The sequence below is a fragment of the Flavobacterium galactosidilyticum genome (assembly GCF_020911945.1).
Classification (GTDB): domain Bacteria; phylum Bacteroidota; class Bacteroidia; order Flavobacteriales; family Flavobacteriaceae; genus Flavobacterium; species Flavobacterium galactosidilyticum.
Map to the genome: position 1 here is coordinate 2,555,650 of NZ_CP087135.1, position 15,549 is coordinate 2,571,198.

Consider the following 15,549-nt stretch of genomic DNA (forward strand, 5'->3'; position numbering starts at 1 on the left):
TTTTTATAACTCCTATTAAAATAATTTAAATATAAATGAAAATTATACTTTTCACACATCCAGACTTTTTAAATCACCAAAGCATGCCAAGATTTGCCAAAATGATTAGTGGTGGTTTGAAGCAAAAGGGGCATGAAGTGAAAGAATGGAGTCCGAAAGCTTATTTTTTTAAACTAGCTTTAGGAAAGCCATTTTTAGAAAAGTGGTTGGGCTACTTGGATCAATATTTAGTTTTTCCAATTAGTATAAAAGTTAAGCTGTTAAGTTGCAGTAGTGACACTTTATTTGTTTTTGCAGATAATGCTTTAGGGATATGGGTACCATTAGTAAAGAAAAGATTCCATGTGGTGCACTGTCATGATTTTTTAGCACAACAATCTGCTTTTGGTATGTTGCCAGAAAATATAATTGGTTTAACTGGAAAATACTATCAAAAATTTATTCATTGGGGCTATGATAAAGCTAAGAATTTTATCAGTATTTCAATTAAAACTCAAAAGGATTTACATGTTTTATTAACTAAAGCACCAAAAATCTCTAAAGTTGTTTATAATGGATTAAATCAAAATTTTCAACCTATAAAAAATAAAATAATACTACGTGAATTACTAACAAATAAATATAAGATAGATTTATCAAAAGGTTACATACTACATGTAGGAGGTAATGCTTTTTATAAAAATAAATTAGGAGTACTTGAAATATATGATCAGTGGGCCAAAGATTTTACAGCAAATATTCCATTAATCTTGGTTGGAGAACCACCTTCTGTTGAGTTGATCAATTTTAAAGAAAAGTCAATAGTTTCAAAATCTATTTATTTTATGAAAAATATTAATGATTTTCATTTAAGGCAATTCTATCAAGGTGCTTCGGTTTTACTTTTTCCTTCCTCATATGAAGGTTTCGGTTGGCCAATAGTTGAAGCAATGGCCTCAGGTACCTTGGTGATTACTACTAATGAGTACCCAATGAAAGAAGTGGCGGCAGATGCAGGTTTTTATATTCCAAAAAAAATATTTAATTCACAAGCAGTGATAAAATGGAAAAGTGTTGCTGCTAAAGAATTAGAAAAGGTAATGCAGCTAACGCCAGAACAAATTATATTAGCAGAACAAAAGTCAATTTTAAGGTCAAAAGAATTTTCAGCTGAGGGTTTTGTCAATTCAATAGAAAAGATTTATCAACAAATCTTACTAGACAAATGAAAGTAATACATTTTATTGATACTATCGATAAAACAGCTGGAGGAACAACTGAATATATGCGTTTATTGAGTAATGCACTAAAATCAGAAGTTGATTTAATAGTAGTAACAGGACTTTCAGAATCTCCTATAGAAATAAGTAGTGTTAAAATTCAATTTTTTGATTGTAAAGTTTGGCGTTGGTTTAATCTTTTAAATGAGTTTCGAACTTTCTTAAAAAAGGAAAAACCTAATATTGTTCATATTAACGGCATTTGGAGTCCTCAAAACTGGGGATTTCAAAAAGTAGCTCAAGAATTGGGTATTAAGGTAGTTTTGTCTCCACACGGAATGCTTGAACCTTGGATTTTAGCACATAATAGTTGGAAAAAAAAAATAGGTCTTTATTTATACCAAAACAAAGCTATTCGGGCTGCCGAACACTTACATGTTACCGCACAAATGGAAAAAGAAAGTATAAGGAATCTTGGGTATACAAATGAACTTACTATTATTCCTAATGGAATTGATTTAAGTGAAATTAAACAGAAAAAAGAGTCCTATGGAACTAAAAAAATAATTTTTTTATCCCGTATTCATCCCAAAAAAGGAATTGATTTATTGTTAGATGCTTGGCGTATAACTAATACTGAAGGATGGTCATTAGAAATAGCAGGAAATGGAGATATAAATTATATAAGAATTTTGTCTGAAAGTGCTAGTGATATTAACAATGTACATTTTGTGGGTGCAAAATATGGTGAAGATAAGTGGGATTTTTTACGATCAGCAGATATAATGATATTACCCACTTATAGTGAAAATTTTGGTATAGTGGTGGCAGAAGCTTTGGCAGTTGGTCTACCCGTGATTACCACCAAAGGAACACCTTGGGAAGATTTAAATATATATGATTGCGGTTGGTGGATTGATTTGTCATTAGAAAGTTTGTCTTGTACTTTAGAAACTGCTTTTTTGACGAAAACTCTTGAACTTAGGAAATTAGGAAGTAATGGTATAAAATTAATTGAAGATAAATATAATATTAAACAAATTGGAAAAGATATTAAAAAATTATACAAAAAGATTTTAACTGATTAAAACTATTATGACTGTAGCACTTAAAACGTTTAAAACTAATAATTTTTCCAAGGGGAAAGGGAAACTGGTTCAATTACTTTGGATTCTTTGTAATGCCTTTTTCTTGAAAAATTCTCTGTTCGTTTTTATGAAATTCAAAGTCATTTTATTACGGATTTTTGGCGCTAAAATCGGACATGGGACGATTATTAAGCCTAACGTAAATATTAAATTTCCATGGAAATTGGTTATTGGAAATGATGTTTGGATTGGCGAAGGAGTTTGGATTGATAATTTAGATAAAGTAACCATTGGTGATGATGTTTGTATTTCCCAAGGAGCTTTACTTTTAACTGGAAATCACGATTATAAATCTTCTTCCTTTGATTATAAAAATGAACCCATTAATATTGAAAATGGAGTTTGGATTGGAGCAAAATCTGTCGTTTGTCCAGGAGTAATTTGTAAAAATGAATGTATTTTAACCGTAGGATCAGTTGCTACAAAAGATTTAGAATCCTTCGGTATTTATCAAGGTAATCCTGCTTTACTTATAAGACAGAGAAAATATTAAATAACAATATATAAAAAACCTGGTTTTAAAAAAAATAGATTTTTTAAGAAGCTATTTTTGATAAAAATCAAGAAAAACGAAGAGTTATAAAAGCATTGCGATATAATATGCCTTTTCGTCCATTGTTAGTTTTTATTTATAGATATTACACCCAATAGGCTGATAATATCTTCAAGTAATCTTTATTAAAAAAATTAAAACTTACTACTAATAATTTATTTTAATGTAAAATAATACACTTAATTATTTTACAAAGTTTCTGCTAAACTTCTAGCCAAGAATCATAATTATACCACTAAATTTTTATCTTCAAGCAATACTTCTCTCTGCCCATTAAATAAGCTAAATTTCAATCCAAAACTATAATTTAGTACTATTTATAAATTGATAGACTCCACTTCATGTTTTTAATTTTGCTGATTTAGAAAACATCTTCATCAACTCATGTTTTATGTAAAATGCAATAAAAATATTAGTTTTTTACTTGTATCTATTTCATGTTAAACAATTGCCTGTTTACAGTGATTTTTTTATGAAAAAAGCCACTTAAATAGCAGTGTAGTCTCAGTGAATAAATGATGTAATTGCTTGAAAACATGCTCTTCATCGTTAATAATAGTTATTTATAGAATATACAAGGATTAGTGAAACCTTTTTCTTTTTTTTGTATAGTAAATCAGTCATAACAGAAGAATTAAGGCCAATAAAAGGCATAATTGATTTATGAATCTTTACCTAAATGATGATTAACTTTTTAGTTTTTTTTAGAATAAATCTTTCAAATAGAATAATGTTTTTATAAAATTTTCGCAGTATTTTAAATTTATATCGTGGTTCAATTTGTTTTAAAAAAAATAACTATTTGCACGAATAGTAATTAAATAGAAAACGTTTTTAAATAAAAATAAAAAATGAAAATCAGTATTATAACAGTATGCTACAATCGAAAGTCTACGATAGAGAAAGCTATCAAAAGTGTATTGGAACAAAATTATAGTGATATTGAATATATTATTATTGATGGTAATTCAATAGATGGAACTAAGGAAATTATTGAAAACTATCGAGACAAAGTAAGTCACTTTATATCAGAACCAGACAAAGGAATGTATGATGCGATAAATAAAGGACTACAGTTGGCTACCGGTGATGTAATAGGTCTAATGCATTCGGATGATGAATTTTACGATAAAAATGTTCTTGATAGAATTGTCTCACGTTTTAATTCTGATTCAACTATTGAAGGAGTTTATGGCGATGGTGTTTATGTTTCAAATGATCAGGAGGAACGTTTAATTAGAGATAGGGTTGGTGGCATTTTCAGCATTAAAAAGATTAAAAAAGGTTGGTTACCATTGCATCCAACGGTTTATTTGAAGAAGTCTATTATAGATAAAAACGGACTATACAACCTTGATTTTAAAATAGCTTCCGATACAGAATTTTTATTGAGATATCTATATAAATATGAAATTAAGATGAGTTATATCAACTCTTATATTGTAAAAATGAGAATGGGAGGAATGAGCACTAATCTAAACTATGCTATTAAAGTTTTGTTTGAAGATTATAAAATATATAAATTTCATGGTTTAGCTGCGTTCATAGCTGTATTTCTCAAGAAAAGTCTTGCTTTGAGACAATATTTGGTTCATTAGCTATCTTAAAAATATTAATTTATTTGTTTACTGAAGTCTGTACGTATTTTTTTAAGTTATCAAATAGTTTTGAAAATTAGTCCAAATGCAAGGATCAATGGCTAATTAAATTCCGAGAAGTAATTTAAAAACCATAAAGAAAAATTGAAAGTAAGATTAAGAGCAGATTAGCATTCAATTTGTTTCGATACAACAAGTGAAAAATAAAAAAACTTATACTTAAAGTACTATGAAAAATAAAATCGTCCCTATAATTTTACTAGTTTTTTTAACCCTTCAATCCTGTACCACTAAAAAACAAATGCTTTATTTGCAAGATGTAGATGAATATTCAAACTCGGTTATAAATTATACTACTTCTAAAATACAAGCAAATGATATCTTGAAAGTTGATATCAGTGATCTCAATCCTATCGTTGCGGCTCCTTTTAATAATAATGCTAGCTCTTCTACTACGCAATCATCAGTAGAAATGATGAAATTAACTGGATATTTAGTTACCCCGCAAGGATATATTACAATGCCCATACTAAATGAAATTAATGTAATTGGTTTAAGTCCTATTGGATTAGAAAATAAAATAAAAGAACGTTTAATTAAAGAGGGTTACCTAATAAATCCTACAGTACAAGTTAGAGTCTTAAATAATAAATTTACCATTTTGGGAGAAGTCAATGCTCCAGGTGTAATATCTTTTACTGAAGAGTCTGTAAGCTTACTAGATGCTATAGGTTTAGCAAAAGATTTAACTTATTCTGCAATAAGAAAAGATGTAAAAATAATTAGAGAGTTAGATGGAAAACGTTTAGTATATCACGTTGACCTCACAACCGCTTCATGGATGTCCAATCCGGATTATAGAATACGACAGAATGATGTTATTTTGGTAACCCCTAATAAACTTAAAGCAAATAGTGGAGGTGTCATTAAAGATCCAATACAATTGCTAGGTGTAGGAATCTCACTCGCGGCATTGATATTATTACTTCGTAAAGGATAATAAATCAGCAATCAAATTTATAGGGTATTGTTGAGATACTACTAAGTTAAATGATATTATTTCTTTATATTTTATTCTAAAATTATGGATTTTAAAAAAGAGTTTTCGAAGTATGTTACGTATTGGCCTTGGTTTCTCTTTAGTTTGATTTTGTGCTTGGGAGGTGCTTATTTTTATATAAAAATAGTTCCACCTACCTATCAGACTTCAGCTACTATTTTCCTTGATAAAAAGCAAGAAGATAAAACTAAAATAATAACAATTAGTACAGATCAAAAAGCTGACGAAGATAATGTTGAAGATGAAATCCGACTTGTCACTTCAAAAGAATTTTTGCTGAAGGTAATTAAGGCTTTAAATTTAAATATATACTATTTTGAAAATGATTATGCAGTAAAAAGTATTTCGAAAGATAAAGTCCCATTCATTGTAGATACCACAATCTCTATGGATTCATTACCTCAAATTTCTTATAACATTAAATTGAATAACGAAGGATTTGTCATAACAGATCAGTCGTCTGAAAAAACCTATATTATTAAAGGTCATAAGGGCAATCAAAGAGTCGGAAATTTACCTTTTAAAATTCATTTGTCGCCAGACGCATTAAAAAATCTTGACCTATATTTCGATAGTGAATATATAGTGAGTTTTGAACCAACAACGATTGCTTTACAAAATTTAAAAAAATCACTTATAGTATTGTCAGATGAAAAGTCTAAAGGAGCGATCGAGCTAAACCATATTGGAACTAATCCTGAACTTTCAAGAATCATCTTAAATAAAATTATAGTCCTTTTAGATGAAAATATTGTTATTAATAAGCAAAAGTTATATGCAAATACAGTTTCGTATTTAAATCAAAGAATCAAAGATTTTACCAAGGAAAAAGACTCTATTGAAAGTGTGAAAGAGAAATTTTTGCAAAATAACGACATACTAGTTATGGATACCTACGTTCTTGAAAAAACTGCTGACAGAAATATTAAAAACGAGAGCTCTTCGCTTAACGAAAAAGAAATTGCACGTACTAATTTTGCGATTAATGACATTAAAAGAGCCACTGGTACAACAACTTTGAGTACGGATTATAACCTAGAAACTCCTACCGTCAATCAAATGCTTTTGAACTATAATGCAAGGCTTATGGATAGTCAATTAATTCTTCAAAGAGCACAGGCAAATAATCCAGCTTACATTAGTTTAATGAATCAATTGAAGGTTCAGAGACAAGAGATATTGAATACTTTAGAAGGGTATTTGAGTTTTTTGAAACAAACGTCCAAAGCTAACAGGTATGAACAAGGCATTGCTAATTCTAGAGCAAAAAGCATTCCCACTAAAGATAAGATATTAGGGAATATCAACAGTAATCTTAATACTAAGGAAGAGACATATTTAGCATTATTGCAAAAAAGGGAAGAAGCTGTTTTAAATGGTGCAATTCTAGAATCGAATTTAAAGACATTAGATTCTCCTGAAACAAATTATTCGGCAATTTTTCCTCAACCAAAATCATTTATGCTGGGTGCTTTTCTATTTGGTATGCTACTGCCGTTCGGTGTTATTTATGGAAAATTTTCATTAGATACTAAAATTCATAATGAGGATGATATTCACAAAATACTGGTTAATATTCCTTTACTAGGATTCATTCCTAAAATTAATAGTAGTGAAAAGTTAGATAACACTGCTAGTTCACGTTCATTGATAGCCGAGGCAACGCGTACTTTTGTCTCTAATATGTCCTATTTATTGCCACGAAAAAACGAGAATAAGGGCAATGTAATTTTGATTAGTTCATCGATCCAAGGTGAGGGTAAATCTTTTTGTGCCTTTCATACTGCAATTACAATTAGTAATCTTAATAAAAAAGTTTTATTAATTGGTTTAGATCTTCGAAATCCACAATTGCATGAATATTTTAGTTTGGATAAAAATGATGCCGGCCTTACAGATTTTCTGTCAAATAAAAATGATAATTGGAAGTCATTATTACATAAAGGCAGTAATTTTTCTGCAAATCTCGATATGCTGTTAGCAGGTGAAATACCTCCTAATCCAACTCAATTATTAACTAATTCTAATTTTGAGTCATTGCTTCAAGAAGCAAGAAATTTTTATGATTTTATAATTTTAGATAGTGCACCGGTTCAAATGGTATCGGATACTTTGAATATTAGTTATTTAGCTGACGCTACTGTGTTTATCGTTAAATATGACTTTACTGATAAAAGTAGTTTAGGACAAGTGAATAGTTTTATAAAAAATGAACAATTAAAAAACGTGGGTATTCTTATCAACGGCGTAAATATGAAAACGGCGTATGGCTACGGTTATGGCAAAAGCTATACTTATCAATATAAAGAGATGAATATAAAAAAACCATGGTATAAAAGAGCCTAAAATGCCACATCTTAATTATTGATAGAGTATATATTTTAAAAGAATATTGGAAAGATTAGCAGGTACATTTATTTAGAGTTTATTTAAAAGGTTACAAAATGCGAAATAGACATAAATTTGCCTTCATAGTTTTCTGCGCTTTTGCTGACATGTTTGCTATGGTAAGTAGCACTGTTTTGTTTTTGAATTTTTCGAATGAACAAAATAGTACTTTGAGCAGTTTGTTTCTAAATGAAATGATTCCAATCACAATTTTTAGTTGGTTGTTTTCAGTGTCCTATTTTCAATTGTATAGAGTGGATGTTCTTTTTAATCTAGAATATTTTTTTCGTAATAGTTGGCGTGCTTTCTTTTCACAAAGAATTATGTGGCAAATTTATATTTTGCTTTTTCATCAAAATACTTTGTATTCCTTTGGTAGTAAAGCAAATTTATTTCAATTAGGATTTTTGTTGCTATATTTTTTGCTGTCGAGAATTATATTTACGGTAGCGATAGAAAAGGTAAAGGGATGGATTTTCAAACGATATACGGTTGCAATTTGGGGATTTAATAAAACGAGTATCGAATTGGCTTCTCATTTAGAAAGTAATTCACTGTTCATGGATTTTGTTGGTATTGTTAATGAAAATTCTTCTATTGATTATACAAACAATAAAGATTTTAGCCAAGCGCTTTCGAAAGCTATTCATAGTGCATCTGAAAATAATATTAATGAATTGTATATTGTTGCGAAGCCCGATTACATTTCAGATTTGAATTTTTTCTTTGAACTTGGTGATAAACACTGTATGAGATTAAAATTTGTTCCTGATTTTTCGTCGATTTCAAAGAAACATTTTAACTCGAGCAGTTTAAATAATTTTCATGTAATTAATCCTCGATTTGAGCCATTGCAAAATGCTTACAATCGTTTATTGAAGAGGATATTTGATGTAGTCGTTAGTATTCTAGTTATTGTATTGATATTGTCTTGGCTTTACCCTCTAGTGGCGTTTCTAATTAAGAAAGAAAGTAAAGGTCCAGTGTTATTCAAGCAAATACGAACAGGAAAAAAGAATAAGCCTTTTTGTTGCTATAAGTTCCGAAGCATGTATGTAAATATTGGTGATGAAAGTAAACAGGCTAAAAAAGGTGATGCGCGAGTAACTAAAATTGGTAAATTCCTTAGAAAAACGAGTTTAGATGAAATGCCACAATTTTTTAATGTTTTAGTGGGTAACATGAGTGTCGTTGGTCCTCGGCCTCATATGATTAAGCATACATCAGATTATAATGACCACATTAGAAATTTCATGGTTCGCCATTTCGTAAAACCTGGAATTACTGGTCTTTCACAAGTTTTAGGGCTAAGAGGAGAAACTAAGAACGTATCTGATATGAAAAAACGAGTTAGTACTGATATTCGATATTTGCAAAATTGGAGTTTACTAACTGATATAAAAATTTGCTTTTTAACAGTAATTGTGACCTTAAAAGGAGACGAAAACGCTTTTTAAACATAAAAAATAGAAATAATGGACATAACAAATTACCTTATCGGTTTGCTTACAGGGGTTTCTGTAACAGCCTTCTTCGTGGGGAAGGAATGGTATAAATATTATACTAGATATACAATTCAGAAAAAGCAACTTGATCGAATTTTAAAATTAAATGATAAAATTAAAAATTCGAAACCAGTGGAAAATCAAAGTTTGACTGCAGTTTATTAAGTCTAATATTTGTTTAATCTTTCAGCCTACAAAGTTAATGAGCTAAATAGAGTTTATTCGCTCTTTTAGCTCAATTAAACTTTATTAGAAATCCTTAAAAGGGATTATAATCGAAAAGTAGTTGGTATAAAACTTCAATCAATTTTCAATTTTTGTAGTTAAATGAAATTTCTTTAAATTGTTATTAGTAAAGGTGTTTACTTTTTACTAGGGAAAGTATAAAAGATACTATTTACGATGCTTTCTATAAATAGTGATACACAGTCAATAATACGTATTGCGCAACAATCGACGATCAGATGCTTTTTTAGTATCATATATGGTTTATAACTACTTTAGGATTGTTTGCGAATATTTTTATTTCGAAGTCAAGAGACTTCGAAGAGCCTGATATTGTTCAGAATCTGGCTGACTAAATTTACTTTTATCATCGGAGGGCGGGTTTTTCTTGTGGCCTCTTCGGCTCAAAAAAAAAAAACTAAAAATCAATAATTTTCAGGCTTTTTTTTCTCTAAAATCCCCATAAAGTCTATTGATACACTTTTACCCAGTCAATGATCATTTGTACAGGTAATTGATCTGGGTTTATTTTCCCAACCCAAGCACCTCCCAATTGCTGATCAATCATCACATAAAAAGGTTGATCGTATGGCCACTGGCTGCTATCTACATCTGGTTTGCGCGGATAACGGAATGTTTCCTTCCCATTCAGCGTAAATATCAATTTATCTGGATACCATTCCAATCCAAATTTATTATACTCAGCTATATTCAGCTTTGCTGTCCCAGAATGAGGCGGGTTAGTTTTTTCTTTTAAATCAAGTGTGTAGTACGAATGGGTAGTTTGATAAATTATATTATCCAAATTGAGATGTTCCATTATATCAATCTCTCCATTTTTCGGATACTTGCCATACTTATCTTTCTCCGCAAGCATCCATATGGCAGGCCATGCTCCCTGTGCACACTCCAACTTAGCGTATATTTCAATTTTACCATACTGAAAAGCAAATTTACCTTTGGTATAAACCCCACCCGTTAGATAGGGTCTTGGATCTTTTAAAGTATCCGGGTTTTTAATACCCCTTAAATATAATTTCCCACCCGATTGATCATAGCAATCAGAATTACTACTCATATGCTTATTCCAATCGCTTCCACCTGATGGAATTTTGCTCCATTTAGAACTGTCAATAGCAGCCCCATTAAAATCATCCTCCCACACAAGTTTCCATTTCTTATTTTCTCTTCCTTCTTTTTGCAAATAGATATACTGATTGTCCTTAGTTAAACGTAAAGTTGTACAAGAAGAAAATAAGATAAGTCCGAAACATATAATTTGTAAAAATTTATTCATAATCTGCTTATGTTTTATACTCCTCGCTTTGTAAAAAAAGTTTTTATTAAGATTTATCAAAAATATAAAAATAGCAAAAAATTAATTAAATCTACAAGTATAATAATAATGCACCGGAAAAATTTAAATGATGACACCTGATTTTCATAACTTTACAATCTTCTTCCTAAATACTTGAAAAAGAATTTATTAGGAGAATGTAGTTGGTGGGCTGGTGACATTTCGTTTACTTCTTTTTTTTATTTCTTCCTCTCTTTTTAAAGAAATATTAATTAATTTTTTTAAAATAAAGAACTTTTTTCTATTTACAGATTCCCTTGAGGAACTGATTTTTATTGTGTTTAAATTTGAAGTATTGATAATTTAAAATATTTTATCATGTCAAAATGGCTAATAGGAATAGTAATGAATTCAGTAAATTTCGGGGAGCTGGCTGGAGTATTTTTTATAAATAGTGATGATTTTAGCTTGGTATCTAATATATTTTAAACTGTTTAACTCCCGCAGTGAATAACATTCAATGAACTCCAAAGAAATAAAATATTAAGGAGATTATTTTCAGTACTTTTGAATCAAATAATAGAAGATGAATAAAATTCAAGAAAACAATACCATGATTTATATGTTTCTAATTATTATTCTGATCCTCATAATAGCGCTTTGCTATCTTGTATATCTTTTAATCAAAATAGGAAACAGCAAGAAGAAGGTTGAAGAAAAGTTTCATTTTCTTGAAATGAAAGTAAATAATTTACAGTTGGAAACCTTAGAATCTAAACTCAATCCTCATCTTTTCAAAAATGTTCTCAATTCAATTCAGTCACACGCCTACCAAACTTATTTTGCTTTGGATAAATTGGCGAATGTACTGGATTACATTTTATATGAAAGTCAAAAAAAGTTTGTTTCTGCAAAAGAAGAGATTGAATTTGCATTGAATCTCATTGAAATAAATAAAATTAAAGTCAGTCCTCTTTTTGAAATGAAAGTAAAAACTAAAATCAATGAAGGCGAAATGCTGTATGAACAACGACTTTTAGCGCCTTTGATTTCGATAGATTTAATAGAAAATGCATTTAAACATGCTGATTTGCAAAGTGCAGATGCTTTTATCTCGGTTTTATTTGAATTCAAAGAGAACTGTTTTTATTTGACGGTTTCGAATAAGATCTCAGATAAAAAAGCATTAAAAAAAGAACGAAGCGGTATAGGAGCAACCACATTGGAACAACGTTTGAAAATTATTTATAAAAATCAGTTCAAACTGGATAAATTTGTCGAAAATGACATTTATATTGCGCACTTAAAAATCAATCTTCTTGAATACAAAACTCAAATGCTTGCTGCTGGACGATGAATTGCCAGGATTGACGTACCTAAAAATACTGTGTGAGCAAATTCCGGAATTAGAAATCGTAAAAGCATTCAATAACCCTGAAAAATTATTGGCTGAACTTCCGGAACTCGATTTTGATTTATGTATTTCAGATATCGAAATGCCTGGAATCGACGGGTTGACTCTTGCGAGTTTATTGCAAAACAAATTGGTTATTTTTACCACTGCATATAAAGATTATGCTGCCGAAGCATTTGATGTAAACGCCGTCGATTATATTACAAAACCGGTTACAAAAGAGCGTTTGCAAATAGCTGTTGCAAAGGCTTTGGAGCGGTTCAATACAGTAGCACCCGCAAAAAAATTCATTCATTTGAATACCGATAAAGGAAAAGCTTTGTTATATTTTAACCAAATTCAATATATCAAAACCGCGGTGGCTGACAGCAGAGACAAAGAAGTATTTCTAGTTGATGGTAGTTCGCTGATTTTAAAAAATATTAATTTTCACTTGCTTTTAAGCCAACTTCCTAATGTTGATTTTTGCAGGGTGAATAAAAAAGAAATCATTGCAATAACAGCGGTGAAATTTTTCAACCACAATGAAATCACAATCAGTAATCAGGAAAAAAATGGGAAATTCACAATATTAATTTTGAGCGAAACCTATCGTTCTGATTTTTTGATAAAAGTAAAAATCTAACTTATTACAAAGTTTTCCAATCTTGTTACATTCGACAAAAATTAGCGTGTGTTTTTATTTATTTCCAAAAAATCACTTCCCATATTTGCATCATAAAGCATTGATAATTTAAAAAAGATTACATGAGAAGTATTAAAAATTCGTTTTTTTATTTGATAATTATAGGTGTATCTTCTGCCTTAATGTATTGGATTATTCTGAAAGGGAAAATGTTGGAAGTAGGACAAAATATTGTTTCTCATCAAAAAGAAAACGGGCATTGGAATGATTTTGTAACCTCGATGAACCACAATTTACAGCACCCTTTGGCTATTCTTCTGGCGCAAATTGTTACTATTATTTTAGTCGCTCGCTTTTTCGGATGGGTTTGCAGGAGAATTGGGCAACCCACAGTAATAGGGGAAATGATAGCAGGAATAGTTTTAGGTCCTTCTTTAATTGGGATGTATTTCCCTGAATTTTCATCAATTTTGTTTCCAAATGATTCCTTGGGCAATCTGCAGTTTTTGAGCCAAATAGGGTTAATATTTTTTATGTTTGTTATTGGAATGGAACTCGATTTGAAAGTGCTTAAAAATAAAGCGCACGATGCTGTGGTTATTAGTCATGCCAGTATTATTATCCCGTTTACCTTAGGTTTAGGGCTTGCTTATTTTATATACAATTCTTTTGCGCCTCCTGGGGTTGAATTTTTATCTTTCGGATTGTTCTTAGGAATTGCTATGAGCATCACTGCTTTTCCGGTTTTGGCCGGAATAGTCCGGGAGCGTGGAATCCATAAGACGAAATTAGGAGCCATCGTAATTACTTGTGCCGCTGCTGATGATATAACAGCTTGGTGTATTCTAGCAGCTGTGATTGCGATTGTAAAAGCAGGTTCATTCACCAGTTCCTTATATGTTATGGCATTGGCAGTATTTTATGTAATTCTGATGCTAAAATTGGTTAGACCTTTCCTAAAAAGAGTTGGTGACTTAAATGCTACAAAAGAAAGTCTGAACAAGCCGGTTGTAGCTATTTTCTTTTTGACATTGTTATTGTCTTCTTATGTGTCTGAATTAATTGGAATTCATGCATTGTTTGGCGCATTTTTGGCTGGCGCAATTATGCCGGAAAATAATAAATTCCGTTCCATTTTTATCGAAAAGGTTGAAGATGTTTCAGTGGTGATTTTGCTTCCTTTGTTCTTTGTTTTTACGGGTTTAAGAACTCAAATAGGATTAATTGACGATCCAGATTTATGGAAAATTACTATTTTGATTATTTTGGTTGCAGTAGTTGGTAAGTTTTTTGGTAGCGCACTTGCAGCAAAGTTCGTAGGACACAATTGGAAAGACAGTCTATCCATTGGAACACTAATGAATACAAGAGGTTTGATGGAATTGGTGGTACTGAATATTGGATACGATTTAGGGGTTTTATCCACTGAAATTTTTACAATGATGGTTATTATGGCATTGGCGACGACCTTTATGACCGGGCCGGGTTTGGATTTAATCAACTATATTTTTAAAACCAAAGACAGTATTATACCAGAAGAAATTAGTAATAAAAGTAAGTATAAAGTGCTGATTTCTTTTTCCACTGCTGAAAAAGGCAAAGTATTGTTAAAAGTTGCCAATAGTTTTGTCAAAAAACAAAGCGGAAATACCATTGTTACTGCAATGCATTTATCATTAAGTTCAGAAATGCATTCATTTGGTATTAAGGATTATGAACGAGAAACATTTTTGCCGGTTATTTCCGAATCAGAAAATTTGGATCAACAAATAATAACCCTTTTTAAAGTTTCAAATGACATTGATTCGGACATAACAGATACTGCCAACCAAGGAGAATATGATTTATTGCTTGTAGGTTTGGGGCAATCTATTTTCGAAGGAACCTTGCTAGGGAAAGTCCTTGGTTTTACAACCCGAATTATTAATCCTGATCGCTTAATTGATAAATTCACAGGAAAAGAAGGATTGTTTGAGAATTCACCTTTTGATGAAAGAACAAGACAAATTATTGCCAAAAGTAGAATGCCTGTCGGAATTCTGGTCGACAAAAAGCTGGAGGAAATTAATCGGGTTTTTATTCCTATTTTCAGTGATGATGATGCCTTTTTGATTCAGTTTGCCCAAAAATTAATTCATAATAATGGTTCTCAAATTACGGTTTTGGATGTCATTGGGCATAAACGAAACAATAGGGAAATTCAAGAAGCGATTCGTTCTATAGAGCAAATAGCCCCAAATCATATTATGATGATGCAGGAAAGAACAATTAAAAGAGAGTTTTTAGAAAATCAGGATTTGATGATTATCAGTTTAGCCAGTTGGAAAAAACTGATTGATTCTCAAAGTATTTGGCTCAACAATACACCGTCGGTATTGATTATTAAGCCATAGAATTACTAGTGAAAATATCTGATGGATTTAGTATATTACTTCCTGTACGGTTATTAAACCTATAAAATTTTATTTTCGAAAGAAAGTGACTTTAAAATATTTATTACGTCAATATTAAAAAACAATCCCTTTGTTTAATATGAT

Annotated in this window: 12 protein-coding genes; 11 read left to right on the forward strand and 1 reads right to left on the reverse strand. The window is 30.4% G+C overall.

Annotated features, from left to right (window positions below; all coding sequences use genetic code 11):
- Positions 1-35 precede the first annotated feature (35 nt).
- The 8 genes from LNP27_RS11025 to LNP27_RS11060 all read left to right on the forward strand — a co-directional run bounded on the left by LNP27_RS11025 (position 36) and on the right by LNP27_RS11060 (position 9,616).
- Positions 36-1,208, forward strand: coding sequence for a glycosyltransferase (locus LNP27_RS11025; protein WP_229941654.1), 1,173 nt, complete (start codon positions 36-38; stop codon positions 1,206-1,208).
- A complete protein-coding gene (locus tag LNP27_RS11030) occupies positions 1,205-2,287 on the forward strand; it encodes a glycosyltransferase (RefSeq protein WP_229941655.1) in 1,083 nt (360 codons plus the stop codon). The genes LNP27_RS11025 and LNP27_RS11030 overlap by 4 nt, the downstream gene beginning before the upstream one ends.
- A 7-nt stretch (positions 2,288-2,294) precedes the next feature.
- A complete protein-coding gene (locus LNP27_RS11035) occupies positions 2,295-2,840 on the forward strand; it encodes a WcaF family extracellular polysaccharide biosynthesis acetyltransferase (RefSeq protein WP_229941656.1) in 546 nt (181 codons plus the stop codon).
- 911 nt (positions 2,841-3,751) lie between these two features.
- On the forward strand, positions 3,752-4,498 hold the full coding sequence (locus tag LNP27_RS11040) for a glycosyltransferase family 2 protein (protein WP_229941657.1): 747 nt from the start codon (positions 3,752-3,754) through the stop codon (positions 4,496-4,498).
- Between the two features lie 301 nt (positions 4,499-4,799).
- Positions 4,800-5,498, forward strand: a complete 699-nt coding sequence (locus tag LNP27_RS11045; RefSeq protein WP_229941658.1) for a polysaccharide biosynthesis/export family protein — start codon at positions 4,800-4,802, stop codon at positions 5,496-5,498.
- An 84-nt stretch (positions 5,499-5,582) separates the two neighbouring features.
- The gene (locus LNP27_RS11050) at positions 5,583-7,904 is read left to right on the forward strand and encodes a GumC family protein (protein WP_229941659.1); all 2,322 of its coding nucleotides are present in this window, start codon (positions 5,583-5,585) and stop codon (positions 7,902-7,904) included.
- Positions 7,905-8,002: 98 nt separating this feature from the next.
- A complete protein-coding gene (locus tag LNP27_RS11055; protein WP_229941660.1) occupies positions 8,003-9,403 on the forward strand; it encodes an exopolysaccharide biosynthesis polyprenyl glycosylphosphotransferase in 1,401 nt (466 codons plus the stop codon).
- 18 nt (positions 9,404-9,421) lie between these two features.
- Entirely contained in the window at positions 9,422-9,616 is a 195-nt protein-coding gene (locus tag LNP27_RS11060) for a hypothetical protein (RefSeq protein WP_229941661.1), read from the forward strand.
- 529 nt (positions 9,617-10,145) lie between these two features.
- On the opposite strand, the gene LNP27_RS11065 is transcribed toward LNP27_RS11060, so the two are convergent.
- Complete coding sequence (locus LNP27_RS11065) at positions 10,146-10,973, reverse strand: glycoside hydrolase family 16 protein (RefSeq protein ID WP_229941662.1); 828 nt, start codon at positions 10,971-10,973, stop codon at positions 10,146-10,148.
- Positions 10,974-11,568: 595 nt separating this feature from the next.
- Between LNP27_RS11065 and LNP27_RS11070 the strand changes: the two genes are divergently transcribed.
- The 3 genes from LNP27_RS11070 (at position 11,569) to LNP27_RS11080 (ending at position 15,405) form a co-directional block, all read left to right on the forward strand.
- Positions 11,569-12,330, forward strand: a complete 762-nt coding sequence (locus LNP27_RS11070; protein ID WP_428979021.1) for a sensor histidine kinase — start codon at positions 11,569-11,571, stop codon at positions 12,328-12,330.
- Positions 12,293-13,012, forward strand: coding sequence for a LytR/AlgR family response regulator transcription factor (locus LNP27_RS11075; protein WP_229941664.1), 720 nt, complete (start codon positions 12,293-12,295; stop codon positions 13,010-13,012). Before LNP27_RS11070 ends, LNP27_RS11075 begins: the two co-directional genes overlap by 38 nt.
- 122 nt (positions 13,013-13,134) lie before the next feature.
- Entirely contained in the window at positions 13,135-15,405 is a 2,271-nt protein-coding gene (locus LNP27_RS11080; protein ID WP_229941665.1) for a cation:proton antiporter, read from the forward strand.
- Positions 15,406-15,549 lie beyond the last annotated feature (144 nt).